This is a genomic window from Microbacterium maritypicum, from assembly GCF_041529975.1.
GTDB lineage: Bacteria > Actinomycetota > Actinomycetes > Actinomycetales > Microbacteriaceae > Microbacterium.
Window position 1 is genome coordinate 1 of the sequence record NZ_CP168030.1, and the last position, 18,420, is coordinate 18,420.

14 protein-coding genes and 2 tRNA genes are annotated in these 18,420 nt (G+C 65.3%); 14 read left to right on the forward strand and 2 right to left on the reverse strand.

The features are described 5' to 3' along the window. Window positions 1–123 precede the first annotated feature (123 nt). From dnaA to ACCO44_RS00045, 9 genes are all read left to right on the forward strand, one after another. Window positions 124–1,392, forward strand: coding sequence for a chromosomal replication initiator protein DnaA (gene dnaA / locus ACCO44_RS00005; protein WP_372469430.1), 1,269 nt, complete (start codon window positions 124–126; stop codon window positions 1,390–1,392). 494 nt (window positions 1,393–1,886) lie between these two features. Then, window positions 1,887–3,029 carry a DNA polymerase III subunit beta gene (dnaN, locus tag ACCO44_RS00010; protein WP_029264206.1) on the forward strand — a complete coding sequence of 381 codons (1,143 nt, stop codon included), beginning with the start codon at window positions 1,887–1,889 and terminating at the stop codon, window positions 3,027–3,029. A gap of 147 nt (window positions 3,030–3,176) precedes the next feature. After that, window positions 3,177–3,926: a cohesin domain-containing protein gene (locus ACCO44_RS00015; RefSeq protein ID WP_262002417.1), complete on the forward strand. Its 750-nt coding sequence runs from the start codon at window positions 3,177–3,179 to the stop codon at window positions 3,924–3,926. Then, window positions 3,923–5,791 carry an amidase family protein gene (locus ACCO44_RS00020; protein ID WP_262002418.1) on the forward strand — a complete coding sequence of 623 codons (1,869 nt, stop codon included), beginning with the start codon at window positions 3,923–3,925 and terminating at the stop codon, window positions 5,789–5,791. Before ACCO44_RS00015 ends, ACCO44_RS00020 begins: the two co-directional genes overlap by 4 nt. Window positions 5,792–5,882: 91 nt before the next feature. Further along, complete coding sequence (recF, locus tag ACCO44_RS00025) at window positions 5,883–7,076, forward strand: DNA replication/repair protein RecF (RefSeq protein ID WP_262002419.1); 1,194 nt, start codon at window positions 5,883–5,885, stop codon at window positions 7,074–7,076. Next, entirely contained in the window at window positions 7,069–7,572 is a 504-nt protein-coding gene (locus ACCO44_RS00030) for a DUF721 domain-containing protein (protein ID WP_029264204.1), read from the forward strand. Before recF ends, ACCO44_RS00030 begins: the two co-directional genes overlap by 8 nt. A 118-nt stretch (window positions 7,573–7,690) precedes the next feature. Next, a complete protein-coding gene (gene gyrB / locus ACCO44_RS00035) occupies window positions 7,691–9,781 on the forward strand; it encodes a DNA topoisomerase (ATP-hydrolyzing) subunit B (protein ID WP_308737271.1) in 2,091 nt (696 codons plus the stop codon). Window positions 9,782–9,825: 44 nt separating this feature from the next. Continuing rightward, window positions 9,826–12,381, forward strand: coding sequence for a DNA gyrase subunit A (gene gyrA / locus ACCO44_RS00040; RefSeq protein ID WP_029264202.1), 2,556 nt, complete (start codon window positions 9,826–9,828; stop codon window positions 12,379–12,381). Next, a complete protein-coding gene (locus ACCO44_RS00045; protein ID WP_029264201.1) occupies window positions 12,378–12,782 on the forward strand; it encodes a DUF3566 domain-containing protein in 405 nt (134 codons plus the stop codon). The genes gyrA and ACCO44_RS00045 overlap by 4 nt, the downstream gene beginning before the upstream one ends. 72 nt (window positions 12,783–12,854) lie before the next feature. On the opposite strand, the gene ACCO44_RS00050 is transcribed toward ACCO44_RS00045, so the two are convergent. After that, entirely contained in the window at window positions 12,855–13,565 is a 711-nt protein-coding gene (locus ACCO44_RS00050; RefSeq protein WP_036304393.1) for a VIT family protein, read from the reverse strand. 103 nt (window positions 13,566–13,668) lie between these two features. Next, window positions 13,669–14,946 carry a Fic family protein gene (locus tag ACCO44_RS00055; protein ID WP_372467767.1) on the reverse strand — a complete coding sequence of 426 codons (1,278 nt, stop codon included), beginning with the start codon at window positions 14,944–14,946 and terminating at the stop codon, window positions 13,669–13,671. 258 nt (window positions 14,947–15,204) lie between these two features. Here ACCO44_RS00055 and ACCO44_RS00060 point away from each other — a divergent pair, with 258 nt between their 5' ends. The 5 genes from ACCO44_RS00060 (at window position 15,205) to ACCO44_RS00080 (ending at window position 18,364) form a co-directional block, all read left to right on the forward strand. After that, entirely contained in the window at window positions 15,205–16,473 is a 1,269-nt protein-coding gene (locus ACCO44_RS00060) for a histidine kinase (protein ID WP_029264199.1), read from the forward strand. Next, window positions 16,461–17,150: a response regulator transcription factor gene (locus ACCO44_RS00065; RefSeq protein ID WP_262002422.1), complete on the forward strand. Its 690-nt coding sequence runs from the start codon at window positions 16,461–16,463 to the stop codon at window positions 17,148–17,150. The genes ACCO44_RS00060 and ACCO44_RS00065 overlap by 13 nt, the downstream gene beginning before the upstream one ends. Next, a complete protein-coding gene (locus ACCO44_RS00070; protein ID WP_372467768.1) occupies window positions 17,147–18,106 on the forward strand; it encodes a hypothetical protein in 960 nt (319 codons plus the stop codon). Before ACCO44_RS00065 ends, ACCO44_RS00070 begins: the two co-directional genes overlap by 4 nt. Before the next feature lie 85 nt (window positions 18,107–18,191). Next, window positions 18,192–18,265, forward strand: a tRNA-Ile gene (locus tag ACCO44_RS00075). A 26-nt stretch (window positions 18,266–18,291) separates the two neighbouring features. Further along, window positions 18,292–18,364 (forward strand) — tRNA-Ala (locus tag ACCO44_RS00080). Window positions 18,365–18,420: the final 56 nt, after the last annotated feature.

The following is an 18,420-nucleotide window of genomic DNA, read 5'->3' on the forward strand; positions in this document are numbered from 1 at the left end:
ATGTCATCACCTGCCCAGCCCGACGTCCCCATCTGGACCACGGTGCAGGAGCTTCTGGTCGATGACGATCGTGTCACTCCCCAGCTGCAGGGATTTCTGAGTCTGGCCGTCCCGGCCGGCGTCATGTCCGCGACGCTCTATCTCGAGGTGCCGAACGATCTCACCGCCGCGCAGATCAACAAGCGCCTGCGGCTGCCGATCATGGAGGCGCTCTCGCACATCGGCGAGGAAGTGACCTCATATCGGGTCGTGGTCAATCACGAGCTGGCCGAGCAGCAGGCGGCGCCGATCGCGGTGGGCGATTTCGGGCGACACGAGCAGGTCCGTGTGGAGTCGCCGATGGAGCAGCCGACACAGTTGCGCCATGAATCACGGCTCAATCCGAAGTACACCTTCGACAACTTCGTGATCGGCCAGTCGAACCGCTTCGCCCACGCGGCCGCCGTCGCCGTGGCCGAAGCCCCCGCGAAGGCCTACAACCCGCTGTTCATCTACGGCGACTCCGGCCTCGGGAAGACGCACCTCCTCCATGCGATCGGTGACTACGCGCAGTCCCTCTACGCCGGGGTCAAGGTTCGCTACGTCTCGAGTGAGGAGTTCACCAACGACTTCATCAACTCGATCGCGAACAACCGTGGCGCCGCTTTCCAGGCCAGGTACCGCGACGTCGACATCCTCCTGATCGACGACATCCAGTTCCTGCAGGGGCGGGCCGAGACGCAGGAAGCCTTCTTCCACACCTTCAACACGCTGCACGATCACAACAAGCAGGTCGTCATCACCAGCGACGTCGCCCCGAAGCATCTCACCGGCTTCGAGGATCGGATGCGGAGCCGCTTCGAATGGGGTCTGATCACCGACGTGCAGGCTCCCGACCTGGAGACACGCATCGCGATCCTCCGGAAGAAGGCGCAGAGCGAGGCGCTGCACATCCCCGACGAGGTCCTCGAGTACATCGCGACCGTGGTCTCGTCGAACATCCGTGAGCTCGAAGGAGCCCTCATCCGGGTGTCCGCCTTCGCAAGCCTGAATCGATCGGCACTCGACATCTCGCTGGCCCAGACCGTGCTCCGCGACATCATCGACACGGCCGAGGACAACATCATCTCGCCGACGGACATCATCACGGCCACGGCGCAGTACTTCAAGCTCACGGTCGACGACCTCTACGGTTCCAGCAGATCGCAGCAGATCGCCACCGCCCGACAGATCGCCATGTACCTCTGTCGGGAACGCACCAGCCTGTCCCTCCCGAAGATCGGTCAGCTCTTCGGCAACCGTGACCACACGACCGTCATGTACGCGTACAAGAAGATCAGCGAGCTCATGAAGGAGCGACGTTCGATCTACAACCAGGTCACCGAGATCACCACGCAGCTCGGGCGTCGCTGACGCCGCGACACGCGGGTATGAGGGGGACTCGGCATCCGAAGGGGTGCTGGGTCCCCCTTTTCGCGTCCTGACAGGCATTCCCGGCGCCGGATAGATGCCTCTATGCACATGTGGATAACTTGTGGATGACTGTCAGTCTGATCGGGACGAATGTGGGTCAATCGATCAAACCTGTGGATAACTATGGGGGAGCCTCCCCACCCGTAGTCGGCCCCAGCCCGCGGATTCCTCAGGGATTCCACAACTGACAAGCGTGTAGTTCCTTACTCGCTCTTGCTATCCACCGAGTTATCCACAGTATCCACAGCTGTTAACACCGTTAAGGAGTTAAGTCTTTCAAGGCGCGATCCCATCACCAGACGGTGGGGAGAACCGTCGAACGAACGACAAGAACTCCGGCGTAGGGATCCGGGCGAACAGGGGGCTAGCATGGGAAGCCCTGCACCGGCAGGGCCGACGACAACGCGTCACAGTTCGACGACAAGGGAGCACCAGTGAGGTTTCAGGTCAACCGCGATGTCTTCAGCGAGGCTGTCTCGTTCGTCGTCAAGCTTCTGCCGCAGCGCAACCCGCAGCCGATCCTGGCCGGTGTGCTGATCGAGGCGGACGGTTCCGGACTCACACTTTCGGCTTTCGACTACGAGGCCTCCGCACGGACGACGATCGAAGCCACCGTCGAGACCCCGGGCACGATCCTCGTGCACGGTCGACTTCTCTCCGACATCGCCAGCCGGCTTCCGAACGCTCCGATCGAGATCGCTGTCGAAGAAGACGGTGGCATCACCGTCACCTGCGGCTCCGCCCGGTTCACCCTCGCGGCCATGCCCGTCGAGGAATACCCGTCGATCCCCGAGGTGAGCGGGTCTTCGGGTGTCGTTCCTGCCGATGACTTCGGTACGGCGATCTCGCAGGTCGGATTCGCGGCTTCCCGCGACGACGTGACCCCGGTGCTGACCGGCGTGCAGCTCGAGGTGTCGGGTCACAGCCTCAGCCTCGTCGCGACCGACCGTTACCGGGTCTCTCTCCGTGACGTTCCGTGGGACGGGGAATCCGTCGAGGCGACCGCACTGGTTCCGGCACGTACGCTGCTCGAGGTCGGAAAGACCTTCGGCCACGCCGGCACCATCCAGATCGCTTTCTCCGGAGCAGGGGACCGCGAGATCATCGCGTTCACCGCCGGCAACAAGACGGTCACATCGCTGCTGATCAAGGGCAACTTCCCGCCGGTCCGCCGCCTCTTCCCCGAGCAGACCGACCACTACGCGGTCGTGAACACCGCTGATCTCGTCGAGGCCGTCCGGCGTGTGTCGCTCGTGCTCGACCGTGCCGCGCCGCTTCGCTTCACGTTCTCGAACGACAGTGTGACGATGGATGCTTCGGGCAGCGAGCACGCCAGGGCTTCCGAGTCCGTCGACGCGATTCTCTCGGGCGGCGACGAAGTCACGCTCGGCCTGAACCCGCAGTATCTGATCGAGGCTCTCGGTGCGGTGAAGAGCGAGTTCGTCCGCGTGACCTTCACGTCGAGCGACAACGCCAACAAGCTCAGCCCGGTGCTCATCACGAGCCAGACTTCGGTCGATCAGGCCGGTCTCGATTCGTTCAAGTACCTTCTTCAGCCGAACCTCCTCCTGCGCTGATCCTGAGGTTTTCGACCGTTACCTGTCGGAAACAGCAACGCTCGGAACACGAAACACCAGGCTGCGAGAGTCAGCAGTGCCCCAGAGCACGGCTGCTCCGCATAGCCGTGCGGCCGCGCTCGTCTCTTCAGACGAAAGACGCTCCGCATGCCACCAAAAGCTCCCACCCGTTTCCGACGCCTGCGTGCTCACGGCTCGGGGGTCGCATTCGCCGCAGCGACCTTCCTGGCATTCGGTGTGGCATCGTCGGCCTCGGCCGCCACGATCCCGGTCGGATACGAGGCGGTCTCTCTGACGGCGGCACCGACTTCGGTCTCCGTCGGTGACACGGTCACGATCACCGCAGTCTTCACCGGCCTCGTCGATGCGTACGCCTATGAGCTCGACATCGCCTATGACGAGGATGCCCTCGCATTCGTCGACGACAGCGAGCAGTCGCCGTCCGGAGGATTCCACTCGGCGACGGACACGGGGAGCGAGGTCGCGATCGCCGCCACCCGCCTCGGTACCTCGCCCGGTCTGACCGGCACGCAGACTCTCGTGACGGTGAGATTTGCTGCGATCGCCGATGGGGATGCCGCCGTCGGCATCGCATCCGGTCGGATCATCGGTTCCGACGGGAATACCACCACGATCGATCCGAGTGCAGCTGGCGCGTCGACGGTCGTCGAGATCATCGCCGACGACGAAGGAACGGAGCCCGGTTCGGGCGGCGGTGGATCCCCGGGCGGGGATCCCGGTTCCGGTTCGCAACCCGGAACCGGATCGGACACCCCAGCGGACGGCTCGCTCGCCGTCACGGGAGCCGACGCCGCCCCCTGGCTCATCGTCGGCGCCGGAGCCCTGGCTCTCGTGGCAGCCGGCACCGTCCTCGCTCTCCGACGGAGGACACGATGACCCGGCGTGACGGCACGGCACAACGATCGAACAACGAGAGAGACAAGACCGTGAAGAAGACCATGCTCAGGGCCGTCGCCATCGTGTCGGTGGCAGGTACGGCGATCGTCGGCCTCGGCATGGCGAGCAGCTCGGCGACCGCAGCGGCGTTGCCGGCCGCTGTGAGCCTTCCGCCGTATTACAGCCAGCTCGATGTGACGGGTGATGCGATGGTCACCGCCGAAGACCTGGAGATCGCAGGGGATTCGCTCGGTCTGACGACAGCTTCGCCAGACTGGTCGAGCGTGTCCATCCTGGATACCGATGCCGACGGTGAGCTCACGATTCTCGATCTCGCAGATCTGTCGCAGCGCATCATCTACGACGACGGGCCCTTCGAGCTCGTCGAAGCGACGGTGATCGACATGCAGTCAGCCATGAATGCGGGAGTCGCGAGTTCGCAGAGCATCACGCAGGAGTACCTCGATCGGATCGAGGCATACGACCGTGCCGTCGTACCGGGCGGAAGTCGTCCGCTCAACTCGATCATCACGGTGAACCCGAAGGCGCTCGATGCGGCAGCGGAGGCCGATGAGATCCGTGCGTCCCAGGGTATGACGAGCATGTTGCTGGGTGTCCCGATCGCGCTGAAGGACAACTACGGCACGGTCGACATGGTGACGACCGGTGGATGCGCGTGCTGGAACGAGAACCAGACGACCACCGACGCCTCGATGGTCAGCGGTCTCCGCAGCGACGGTGCCGTGATCATGGCGAAGGCGAGCCTCGACGAGTTCGCCTACGGGTTCGTCTCCGAGTTCTCGTCGTTCCAGGAACCGGGTTCGACATCTCTCGTGGCGAGCCCGTACGACACCACGAAGACGGCCGGCGGGTCCAGCGGAGGGACGGGCGCCGCCGTCGCGGCCAATTTCGCCGCGCTCGGCTTCGGCACCGACACCGGCGGATCGATCAGGGTCCCGTCGTCGTACAACCAGCTCGTCGGAGTTCGTCCCACCGTCGGTCTGGCGAGCCGTGACGGCATCATCCCGCTGGCGCTTTCGCAGGACACGGGCGGACCGATGGCCCGATCGGTCATCGACGCGGCCATCGCACTCGACGCGGTGGTCGGAGTCGACGAAGCCGATCCTGTCACCGCACGGCAGCAGGGACTGGTCCCCGATTCGTACACCTCGTTCCTCGACCCGGATGCGCTGCAGGGTGCGCGCATCGCCTTCATCCCCTCGATGGTCGGGACCAATTCCGGCACCGTCCGCCTCTTCTCGGAGGCGACTGCGGCGCTGACCGCCCAGGGCGCGACCATCGTGCCCGTGACGCCGCCGGCAGGTTTCGCCGCCGTGCTCAACGAGGGATCCGGATCGACGAACGAGTTCCGACACGACCTCGACGAGTACATCGCCACCCATCTCGGTCCCGAGGTCGAGGCACGGACGCTCACGGACATCCTCGCGACGAACAGCTTCGTGACGTCTCGGCGATCGATCTACGAGGCACGCAACGCCGTCACCGACGCGACGTACGAGGCGTGGGCCGGCGACACCGGCTCGCACACGGTGCAGATCGCGGCGGGCAAGACCCTCGTGACCCAGATGATGGAGGATCTCGATCTCGACGCGATCGTCTATCCGAGCACGAACGCATATGGGACCCAGGGGACGAACATGAGATTGAGCCCGAACACCGGGATGCCGTCCGTGACCGTTCCGATGGGTCGGACGATCGAGGGTGAGTCTCTTCCCGGCAGCGGCGTGAACCTGGAGTTCCTCGGACGGGACTTCGACGAGGGCACCTTGCTGGGGCTCGCGTATGCGTTCGAGAAGACCACGGGCGCCCGCACCTCGCCGTCGCTCTACGGACCGCTTCCGTGATCAACGGCCGGCGGCTGCTCGACGGACTCGAGCGGCCGCCGGCTCGAATCCACCGGAGGGAGATGTCAGAGCCCGAAGGTAGGCTGACAGCGTGATCGTGGAACACCTGAGCTTGGTCGACTTCCGCAATTACGCGACCGCTGAACTCGCGCTCCACCCCGGCCCGAACGTGCTTGTCGGTCGAAACGGGCAGGGCAAGACGAATCTCGCCGAGGCGGTGGTCTTCCTCGCGACCCTCGGTTCGCACCGGGTGTCGTCGGATGCGCCCATGGTGCGCGACGGCCAGGAGTTCGCGGTCATCCGTGCGCGGCTCTCGCATGGCGAACGGCGGGTTCTCGCCGAGGTGCAGGTGAATCGGCAGGGGTCGAACAAGGCCCGCATCAACGGCTCGCCGTCGAAGCCGAACGAGCTTCCGCGCTACGCGCATGTGGTGCTCTTCGCCCCGGAAGATCTGCAGATCGTGCGTGGCGATCCTTCCGCGCGCCGCCGATTCATGGATCAGCTGCTCATTCAGCGTATCCCCCGCATCTCGGCCGTGCTCGCGGACTACGACCGCGTGCTCAAGCAGCGCAACGCCCTGCTCAAGTCGGCGCGAGCTCGCGGCATCCGCGGTGAGGGTCTGAGCACGCTCGATGTCTGGGATGACAAGCTCGTCGCACTCGGTTCCGAGATCATCACGGTGCGCCAGCGGTTGGCTGCGGATCTTCAGCAGCCGGTGGCCGACGCGTATGAGGCCATCGCCGGCGCCGATCATCGTCCGCAGTTGGAGTGGGCGCTGTCGGTCGGCGGTGGGGATCCCGAAGAGGGAGAGGACGGAGCGTCGGGCGCGGAGGAATCCCCTGCCAGCGGCAAGCTCAGTGATCCGCAGCACATCGCGGAACTCTTCCGTGCCTCGTTGGCAGCCAAGCGGTCGAGCGAGCTCGATCGCGGTCTCACACTCACAGGTCCGCATCGTGACGACCTGGTCCTGCGTGTGCGTGATCTCCCGGTGAAGGGTTACGCCTCACACGGCGAATCCTGGTCGGTCGCGCTCGCGCTCCGACTGGCGTCCGCCGAGTTGTTGCGCAGCGAGTCCCCCGCCGGAGATCCGGTGCTGATCCTCGACGATGTCTTCGCCGAACTCGATGCCGACCGACGACAGCGACTCGCGACCCTGACGGCGGGCTACGAGCAGGTGGTGGTCACGGCGGCGGTGGAGGAGGATATCCCCGAGGTGCTGCATGCCCACGTCGTGCGGATCAGTGCCGGGACGATCAGCGACGAGCGGGAGGCTACGGATGACTGACGCCGCGTCGACTCCGCCGGTCGAAGTGCCGGAGACGGTGGGCACGTACCTGCGCCTGCGCGGGCTGCAGCCGAGCTCGAAGAGCTGGAAGCGCAAGCGCCGCATCGTCACCGACGACGACAACGCGCCGTTCACCCCGGGTCGGGATCCGGGTGCACTCGGCGCGGTGCTCGACAAGCTGAGTCGGGACTCCGGCTGGCAGATCACGCTCGCCCGTGAGGACCTGGTCCGGCAGTGGGCCGATCTGGCGGGCGCCGATACCGCGAAGCACTCCGAACCGGTCTCTCTCGAGCGCGGATTGCTCACCGTGAAGTGCGACTCGACGGCCTGGGCGAAGAACCTCCAGTTCATGCGGGCGACCATCCTCACCGAGATCGGCCGTCGCTATCCCGACGCGGGTGTCGAGAACCTCCGCTTCATCGGACCGGACGTCCCCTCCTGGAAATGGGGTCCCAGAGTCGTTCCAGGGCGGGGCCCGCGCGACACCTACGGGTAGGACACCACGAATGGGGTCCACAACGCTCAGAGGGCCACACACGGCCGTTGAGCGGCATTTCCCGACGAAACCCCGCTAGAATGGGAGTTCGTGATATCGATGTGGAGAATGCCCTCTGATGACGCCTGAATCCCCTGCTGACGAGACGGAATCGAACACCGGGGGAACCTCCGACCCCATCGACGGCTCCGAGACCACGAGCAACACGATCTCTCCCAAGATCAAGCAGCCCGGCGAGTACGGAGCCGACTCGATCCAGATCCTCGAAGGCCTCGAGGCGGTGCGCAAGCGACCCGGTATGTACATCGGGTCCACGGGTCCGCGCGGTCTGCACCACCTGGTCTACGAGATCGTCGACAACTCGGTCGATGAAGCACTCGCCGGATACGCCGACACGATCTCGGTGACGATGCTCGCCGACGGCGGCGTCCGCGTGGTCGACAACGGTCGTGGCATCCCGGTCGACCCGCACTCCTCCGACCCGAACAAGTCCACGGTCGAGGTCGTGTTGACGATCCTGCACGCCGGTGGAAAGTTCGGCGGCGGCGCCTACGCCGTCTCCGGTGGTCTGCACGGTGTCGGCTCCTCGGTCGTGAACGCGCTGTCGACCCGCTTCGACGTCGAGGTCAAGCAGAAGGGCTTCGTCTGGCGCCACTCCTTCGCCGACGGCGGCATCCCGCAGCAGAAGCTCGAGAAGGGCGAGGCGACCGACGAGACCGGTACCAGCATCACGTTCTGGCCGGACGCGTCGATCTTCACCGAATCGATCGACTTCGACTACGACACACTGCGCACGCGGTTCCAGCAGATGGCGTTCCTCAACAAGGGATTGCGCATCGATCTGCGCGACGAGCGCGAGTCCTCGGCCTATGAGGTGGAGGAAGAGGGCGCGACGATCACGAAGCAGCCCGGCGATGTCTTCTTCTACGAGCGCGGACTCGTCGACTACGTCGAGTACCTCAACAAGGTGCGCCATGCCGAGGTCGTGAACGACGAGATCATCGCGTTCGAGTCGGAGGACACGCAGCGCAAGATCTCCCTCGAGGTCGCCATGCAGTGGACCACCTCGTACACCGAGAACGTCTTCACCTACGCCAACACGATCAACACCCACGAGGGCGGAACGCACGAGGAAGGCTTCCGCGCGGCGCTCACGACCCTGGTGAACAAGTACGCCCGTGCGAACAACATCCTCAAGGAGAAGGACGACAACCTCTCCGGCGACGACGTGCGCGAGGGACTCACGGCGGTCATCTCGATCAAGCTGGGCGAGCCGCAGTTCGAGGGTCAGACCAAGACCAAGCTCGGCAACACCGAGGCGAAGGCTTTCGTGCAGAAGGTCGTCGGCGATCAGCTCGGAGACTGGTTCGAACGCAACCCGGTCCAGGCCAAGAACATCATCCGCAAGGCTCTCGACGCGGCGACCGCTCGCCTCGCCGCCCGCAAGGCCCGCGAGACCGCACGTCGCAAGAGCGTCTTCGAGTCGGCGGCCATGCCGGACAAGCTCAAGGACTGCACGAGCAAGGATCCGTCGATCAGCGAGATCTTCCTCGTCGAGGGTGACTCGGCCGGTGGTTCCGCCGTGCAGGGTCGCGACCCGCACACCCAGGCGATCCTGGCGCTCCGCGGCAAGATCCTCAACGTCGAGCGCGCGCGTCTCGACAAGGCCCTGGGCAACAAGGAAGTCCAGGCGATGATCCAGGCCTTCGGCACGGGCATCGGCGAAGAGTTCGACATCGAGAAGGCGCGCTATCACAAGATCGTGTTGATGGCCGATGCCGACGTCGACGGCCAGCACATCACCACGCTGCTGCTCACGCTGCTGTTCCGCTACATGCGCGGACTCATCGAGGCCGGCTTCGTGTATCTCGCGATGCCGCCGCTGTACCGACTGAAGTGGTCGAACTCCCCGCACGAGTACGTGTTCAGCGATGCCGAGCGCGACGCCCTGCTCAAGCACGGCCTCGACAACGGCAAGCGGATCCCGAAGGACGCCGGCATCCAGCGCTACAAGGGTCTCGGTGAGATGAACCCGAAGGAGCTGTGGGAGACGACGATGGATCACACCACGCGCACCCTGCAGCAGATCACCATCGAGGATGCCGCCGCCGCCGACGAGATCTTCAGCGTGCTGATGGGTGAAGACGTCGAGTCCCGACGCAGCTTCATCCAGCGCAACGCCAAGGACGTCCGCTTCCTCGACATCTGACGCCCCGCGGGCTCAGACCAGATGTGTGACAGAGAGATTGATTGATGACTGACGAAGAACGCACCGAGCCGGAACACGACCACGGCAAGATCGACCAGGTCGACCTCCAGTTCGAGATGCAGCGCAGCTACCTCGACTACGCCATGGCGGTCATCGTCGGGCGTGCCCTCCCCGACGTGCGCGACGGCCTCAAGCCGGTTCACCGCCGTGTGATCTACGGCATGTACGACGGCGGCTTCCGCCCCGACAAGTCGTTCTCGAAGTGCGCCCGTGTGGTGGGCGAGGTCATGGGCCAGTACCACCCGCACGGCGACTCGGCGATCTACGACGCCCTCGTGCGTCTGGTGCAGCCGTGGTCTCTGCGGTATCCGCTGGCTCTCGGCCAGGGCAACTTCGGCTCTCCCGGCAACATGGGCGCCGCGGCTCCTCGATACACCGAGACCAAGATGGCCCCGCTCGCGCTCGAGATGGTGCGCGACATCGAAGAGGACACGGTCGACTTCACCGACAACTACGACGGTCAGACTCAGGAGCCGACGGTTCTGCCGGCCCGCTTCCCGAACCTGCTCGTCAACGGCTCGGTCGGTATCGCGGTCGGCATGGCCACGAACATCCCGCCGCATAACCTGCGCGAGGTATCGGCCGCGGCGCTGTGGGCACTCGACAACCCCGGCATCTCCCGCGAGGAGCTGCTCGACGGCCTGATCCAGCGCATCCCCGGTCCGGACTTCCCGACCGGCGCGCAGATCCTCGGCACCAAGGGCGTCCACGAGGCGTACCGCACGGGCCGCGGCTCCATCACGATGCGCGCCGTCGTCAACGTCGAAGAGATCCAGGGCCGCACCTGCCTCGTCATCACCGAGCTGCCCTACCAGGTCAACCCCGACAACGTCGCGGTGAAGATCGGCGACCTCGCCCGCGACGGCAAGATCACCGGCATCGCCGACATCCGCGACGAGTCTTCCGACCGTACGGGTCAGCGCCTGGTCGTCGTGCTCAAGCGCGACGCGGTCGCGAAGGTCGTGCTGAACAACCTGTACAAGCACACGCAGCTGCAGGAGAACTTCGGCGCGAACATGCTCGCGATCGTCGACGGCGTGCCGCGCACGCTCGCGATCGACGGTTTCATCACGCACTGGATCACGCACCAGATCGAGGTGATCGTCCGGCGCACGGAGTTCCGTCTGCGCGAGGCCGAGAAGCGCATGCACATCCTGCGCGGATACCTGAAGGCGCTCGACGCGCTCGACGAGGTCATCGCGCTCATCCGTCGGTCGCAGACCACGGCCGATGCGAATGAGGGACTCCAGGAGCTCCTCGACATCGACGAGATCCAGGCCGACGCGATCCTGCAGATGCAGCTGCGCCGTCTGGCTGCACTCGAGCGTCAGAAGATCATCGACCAGGCGAACGAGCTCGAAGCACAGATCACCGACTACAAGTCGATCCTCGCCGACGAGGGCCGTCAGCGCACGATCATCCGTGAAGAGCTGACCGGCATCGTCGACCGCTTCGGTGACGAGCGCCGCACGCACATCCTGCACGGCTTCGACGGCGATGTCTCGATGGAAGACCTCATCGCCGAGGAGGAGATGGTCGTCACCGTCACGCGCGAGGGCTACATCAAGCGCACGCGCAGCGACAACTACCGCTCCCAGCACCGTGGCGGCAAGGGGGTCAAGGGCGCGCAGCTTCGTGCGAACGACATCGTCGAGCACTTCTTCGTGACGACGACGCACCACTGGCTGCTCTTCTTCACCGACAAGGGTCGCGTCTACCGCGCGAAGACGTATGAGGTGCCGGAGGCCGGACGCGATGCCAAGGGCATGCACGTCGCGAACCTGCTGGCGCTGCAGCCCGACGAGAGCATCGCTCAGGTGCTCGACATCCGCGACTACGAGGTCGCCGACTACCTGGTGTTGGCCACGCGCGAGGGTCTGGTCAAGAAGACCCGCCTCGAGGCGTATGACACCAACCGCCAGGGCGGCGTCATCGCGATCCGTCTGAACGACGAGGACGAGCTCGTCAGCGCGCTCCTCGTGAACGCCGAGGACGACATCCTCCTCATCAGCCGTCGAGGCATGTCGGTGCGCTTCGAGGCGACCGATGAGGCGCTGCGTCCGATGGGTCGGGCGACGGCCGGTGTGAGGGGTATGAAGTTCAAGATCGACGAGGACTGCCTGCTGTCGGCGTCGGTCGCCGCCCCCGGGAAGTTCGTGTTCATCGTCACGGACGGCGGCTACGCGAAGCGCACCGCGGTCGAGGAATACCGGGTCCAGGGACGCGGTGGAACAGGCATCAAGGTCGCCAAGCTGAACGACGATCGGGGCACTCTCGCGGGTGGTCTGATCGTCGCCGAGGACGACGAGGTCTTGGTGGTTCTCTCCAGCGGCAAGGTGGTACGCTCTGCCGTGGCCGAGGTCCCCGCCAAGGGTCGAGACACCATGGGAGTGGTGTTCGCCCGGACGACGGAGGCCGACCGCATCCTCGCCATCGCCCGTAATGGCGAGCGTGGCCTCGCCGAAGACGAGGCCGATGCGGAGGATGCCGAGACCCAGGCACCTGAGACGACAGAGACCCCCGAGGATACAGACGCATGAGTACAGTGGCCGACAAGCTGGCGAAGAAGTCGACACGCAAGACCAGTGGCAAGCAGGTCCGCCTGCGTCTGGTCTACGTCGACTTCTGGTCGGCCGTGAAGCTCTCGTTCCTCGGAGCGGTCGCTCTCGCCGTGGTCACGATGGTGGCGTTCTTCCTGATCTTCCTGGTGCTCCAGGCGACCGGGATCATGAAGACCGCTGAGGGATTCCTGCTCGGCATCACCGGCAACGAGTTCGTGCTGTCGGAGGTCGTCGGTCTGCCGCAGGTCATGGCTTTCGCCGCGGTCGTGGCGATCCTGAACCTGATCGTCTTCACGGTGCTCGGCGCCGTCGTCGCCGGGATCTACAACCTCGCGGTGAAGGTGACGGGCGGACTGCTCGTCGGGTTCATGTCGAACTGATCCTCGAACCGGATTTCCGAAGGGCGGATGCTGCGGCATCCGCCCTTCGTCGTCCCCCGGTGTGCTCGGCGCTCAGACGACGCCGGTCGTGCCGAGGAGCGTGCCGATCAGCCAGGTCGCGGCGAGAGCGAGCGCTCCACCGATGACCAGTCGGATAGATGCCCTCAGGGGCGGGGACCCGCCGATCCGCGCCGATAGTGAACCGGTGATCGCGAGGGCGATCAGGACGGCGACGAAGGTGATCGGAACACGCCACTCGGGCGGCGGCAGCAGGATGGCGAGTAGCGGGAGCAGAGCTCCGAGCGTGAAGGCGACCGCCGAAGAGAGCGCCGCGTGCCACGGATTGACGAGATCGTCCTGGTCGATGCCGAGCTCGACCTCCAGGTGGGCGGAGAGCGCATCGTGTGCGGTGAGCTCCTCGGCGACCTGACGTGCGGTCTCCTCGGAGAGGCCCCGGTCGCGATAGAGCTCGGTGAGTTCGGCCAGCTCGGCGGCCGGCATGGTGCGCAGCTCCTCACTCTCCTTCGCGATCAGCGCGCGTTCACTGTCGCGCTGGCTGCTCACCGAGACGTACTCTCCGAGCGCCATCGAGATCGCCCCGCCGACCAGTCCGGCGATCCCCGCGGTGAGCAGGGCCGCGTTGTCGGTCGTCGCGCCCGCCACGCCCACGACCAGTGAGGCGACCGAGACGATGCCGTCGTTCGCGCCGAGCACTCCCGCGCGCAACCAGTTTAGTCGTTGGCCGAGACCTGCGCCGTGAGGTTCACCTTCGTGGGCTGCCATGCAGCCAGTGAAGCAGATGGACATCGCGCTCGATAGGGGCGGCGATATGCAGTCCATTCTGAGAGAGCTAGGAAAGCCAAAGGCACTCAACAATTTGGTTTTTCTAGCTTTGTTGATCGCCTAACTGAGCCAGTCGAGACGACAGATCGCTCGCCGGGTGCCACACGATCGGGTGCTTGGTCACTCCGCGGGTAAGGAGCCCAAACGACTCGAGGTACGACAGATCGTTTCTCGCCGTCTGGCTGGAAACGCGATAGCGGTTCGCGATCTCGATCGCAGTGATGCCGAGAGGAGATTCTCTCGTCAGCCATTCCAGGATCTGAGTCTGGCGCATATTGAAATCCCGGACAGCGCTGCGAAGCGCCGACTGCACCCGTTGTGACTCACGCTGGCGGCTCTGGATGTAGAGGTCGAGTTCATCGAGAGCCCGTGCGATCACATGGAGTTGGTGGAGGATGAAATACGTCAGGTCGTTGCCATCATCCTCTGTGTACTGATAGCTGTCGCCATATTTTCCTGGGGCGGCACGAAGGATCTTCGAGATCGCAAGGTACTCGGCGAGCCAGTAGCCGTTGTGAAGCATCGACCAGTAGAAGGCGGTTCGTGCGATTCTGCCGTTCCCGTCGGCGAAGTAATGGTCGTAGCCGAACATGAAATGGGTGATGATCGCGCGGACGATGGGCGGAATGTAGGGCGAGTCGGACGAGGATCCGTTCGCGAAAGCACTGAGTTCTCTCAGACGATCGGGAAGGTCCTCTGCCGGGGGCGGCACGTGAACTTGAATGTCCCCCGCCCATACGCTCACTCGCTCGTGTTCCGGTGTCTCGATTCGTCCGGCATCCGCTGGGTCGTCGAGGGTGTCTTCAGTCAGCACTCGATGCAGCTCCAGAATCCACCCCGGCGAGAGCGGGTCACTTGAGAGCTCGGTGACCTGGCGCATGGCGCGGTAGTTGTTGAGGATCATACGTTCTGACTTTGTCCGCGGATCTCGTCCGGTACTCAGCAGTTCCACGGCGACCCGCCGGGTGGTGGAAGCGCCTTCGAGTTGACTCGACGTGATCGCTTCTTCCACGAGAGATCGAACAATGAACTGGTCGCGGCCTCCTGGGGTCATGGCCGTTCCTCCTCCCGCAACACTGCCCCCAGCGCGCCGTCCGATTTCCTCGGTCAGTTGCAGAACCTCGTCGGTCATTGCAAAGGTGAAGGACGATCCATCCTTCGCCCGCAACGGCACCGTACGCATCTGGGCACTGCGCTGGAGCTTGAGGCGAAACCACCACTCATCGTGCGTGAGACCGTCCGGCGGAGTCCGACGAATGAGCTGCTCCCAGTGCAAGTACCGTGAGTCGTCGAGTGGGCGGCCGAACAGAAGACCGCTCACGTCGTCCGAGTCCTTGCTGAGTACGCGCGATTGAAGGTCAGCAAGGTTCGGAGACGGATGACGTAGCGGCATGAGTGGATGTCCTCCAGTTCAACAAAACAAGACAAAACAAAATGCAGAGCTAGATTTTGCTATCTCACTGTACCGCCGTGGGGTGTTCAACGGCGGAAAGCACCCGTCATCCGTTATGGAAAACCCGAAGTGGAGTGTCCGGCTGACTCGGTGTCATGCGTGTCTGCCCCGCCGTACCTTGGAACCATGACCACTCAGACTGCGACCCCGGCTCCCGCCACGGCGGTGAAGCCGCCGTTGCGCATCTTCCTCACGATCCTGCACCTCGCAGGCGTCGGCGCGCTCGGCGGCGCCATCTTCGGCATGCTCGGCGGACTCCTCGGCACCGGCCTCGGTCTGCTCTTCGCCGCCGGCATCGGCCTCGTGCTCCTCGTCGGGCTCGTGTACGCCCTGTACGGACTCGGGTGGTTCGAGGTCGCCCGTGTCGGTGCCCTCTACCGCACCCCGATCACCCCGTTGAGACTGCAGCAGCGCGACCGCCCCGGGTTCGTCGGCTGGCTGCGCTCCCTCGGACGACAGGCGATCGACCCCCGCATGTGGCGAGCGGTCGCGAACTTCGCCATCTCGGCCGTGCTCGGTTTCATCGTGCTGCGGCTCGCCTGGAGCCTGGTGTGGTCGATCATCATCTCCTTCGCCCCGCTCACCGCGGCGGACGCGGTCATGGGACCGTTCGGCGGCGGAGGCATCCCCGTCGCCTGGGCACCGCTGGTCGGTATCCTCGGCATCGCGGCCTCCGTGGTCGGGATGATCGGCCTGGCGCTGCTGCACCGCACGCTGTCACTGGCGATCGTCGTCCGCAGCAAGGAGACCGAGCTCACCGAACGCGTCCGCACCTCGACCGCCCAGCGGGAAGGAGCGGTCCGCGCCGCCGATCTGGAGCGCACGCGCATCGAGCGCGACCTGCACGACGGCGTCCAGCCGCGGCTCGTCTCCGTCGGCATGACGCTCGGCCTCGCTCAGCAGAAGATCGACAGCGATCCGGACACTGCCAAGGAACTCATCAACGAAGCACACACATCGACCAAGGCAGCCATCACGGAGCTGCGGCAGCTCGCCCGCGGCATCCACGCGTCCGTGCTCGACGACCGCGGCCTCGACGCCGCGCTGTCGGCCCTCGCCAGCCGATCGCACATCCCCGTGCACCTCGATGTGCGCATGGACGGACGATGCAGTCGCGAGGCCGAGGCCGCCGTGTACTTCTCGATCGCGGAATCACTGACCAACGCCGCGAAGCACTCGCGGGCCAGTGAAGCCCGAGTCATCGTGCGGCTCCGCGAGGGGAACACGCTCTGGGCGCGGGTCGAGGACAACGGCATCGGCGGCGCGCAGGTGCAGCCGGGTGGCGGCCTCGACGGCATCGCGAACCGTATCCTCGCCGCCGGCGGGACGTTCCGCCTCGACAGTCCGCAGGGCGGACCGACCAGCCTGGAGGTGAACGTACCGTGCGCATCCTGATCTGCGAGGACTCCGTCCTCCTCCGCGAAGGACTGGTCCGTCTGCTCGAGGACGCCGGCCACGAGGTTGTCGCCGCTCTCCCCGACATCGAGGGCCTCGACGAGGCCGTCGCCACCACGGCACCCGACCTGTGCATCCTGGACGTCCGGCTTCCCCCGACGTTCACCGACGAGGGGATCCGTGCGGCGCTCGGACTCCGGTCGACGCACTCGTCGCTCGCCATCCTCGTGCTCTCGCAGTACGTGGAGGAGCGCTACGCGTCCGACCTGATCGCGGCGCAGGGTGGTCCGCTCGGATACCTGCTCAAGGATCGCGTCGCCGACGTCTCGGAGTTCCTCGCCTCGGTGCAGCGCATCTCCGAGGGTGCCACGGTGCTCGACCCCGAAGTGGTGGCGCAGCTGCTCACGCGGCGCAACCGTGACGACAGGATGATGCGTCTCACGGAACGGGAGCGCACCGTGCTCGCGCTGATCGCGGAGGGGAAGTCGAACCAGGCGATCGCCGGTCTCCTCTTCCTCTCCGAGGCGAGTGTCGAGAAGCACATCACCGCCATCTTCCAGAAGCTGGGCTTCGAGCAGGACGAGTCGGGCAACCGCCGCGTGCTCGCCGCCCTCGCCCACATCGAGAACACCGGTGGCCCGACGCCGCCGACCGGCCAGACAGGAGTGGCACGATGACCACCGACAACAACGGCGCCCCGGGCGAGCACACCCCGCTCACCCCGCCGCCCGCTTCTCCCCCGCCCGCCTCCGCACCGCAGACGCAGGCACCCTCGACGCCCGCCCCGCAGGCGGCTCCGACGCCTCCCCCGCCCGGTGCTCCGGGCGGTCGCTCCTCGGGAACGACGGCGGTCATGGTCATCACGGCCGTGGTCGGCGGCATCGCCCTGCTCGGTGCCGGAGGAACGGCCGCTGCGGCTGCGGCCGGGAACATCGTGTCCTCGAGCCGTCCGGACTCGGTGCAGACCGTGGGCGTGGACGGCATCGAGGGGATCGACGTCGATGCGGATGCGAGCACCATGCGAGTCGAGTTCGGCGATGTCGATGAGGCACAGCTCTCCATCACCAACGGCCGCGGCACCGCGTGGACATTCGACCGCGACGGTGACGAACTGATCGTCCGGAGCCCCGACGGGGTGTTCGGCTGGTGGTTCGGCAACTGGTTCGGTGATGAGGAGATCGCCGTCCTCACGCTGCCGGAGAGCCTGCGCGGCGATGCGCTGGATGCCGATCTCAATCTGGACGCGGGCAGCCTGGACGTCGTGGGTGACTTCGGAGTGCTCGACGTGCGCGTCAACGCCGGTGCCCTCGACGTGGAAGGGTCGGCCAGAGAGCTCGACGCGGAGATGAACGCCGGTCGCGCCGACATCCTCCTCGACGGCGTCATCCGCGCCGACCTCGGCGTCTCTGCGGGCGATCTCACGGTCGAGCTGACCGGCACGGCACCCTCGGAGACGACGATCGAGGTCAATGCCGGAACGCTCGATCTGACCGTGCCGGACGTCGAGTACGCGATCACCCAGGACGTCAGTGCCGGCACATTGAACGCCAAGGTCGACGAGGGCTCCAGCGCGCGAAGGACCATCGACGTATCGCTCTCCGCGGGCACCGCGACCATCCGTCCCGGCCGCTGAACACCGTCGAGGGTGGGGACTCTCCGGGGTCCTCCCCCTCGATTCGGATTTTCCGTGTTTCTCCGGTAAAGTCTTGGAGGTTGACGGGGCTATAGCTCAGGCGGTTAGAGCGCTTCACTGATAATGAAGAGGTCCCAGGTTCAAGTCCTGGTAGCCCCACCCTTTAACTCAAGAAATTCCCTCACGGGGCCTTAGCTCAGTTGGTAGAGCGCCTGCTTTGCAAGCAGGATGTCAGGAGTTCGAATCTCCTAGGCTCCACAGGATCGAGAAGCCCCCGGCAGTTGCCGGGGGCTTCTCCGGTTTCCGGGTCGGAA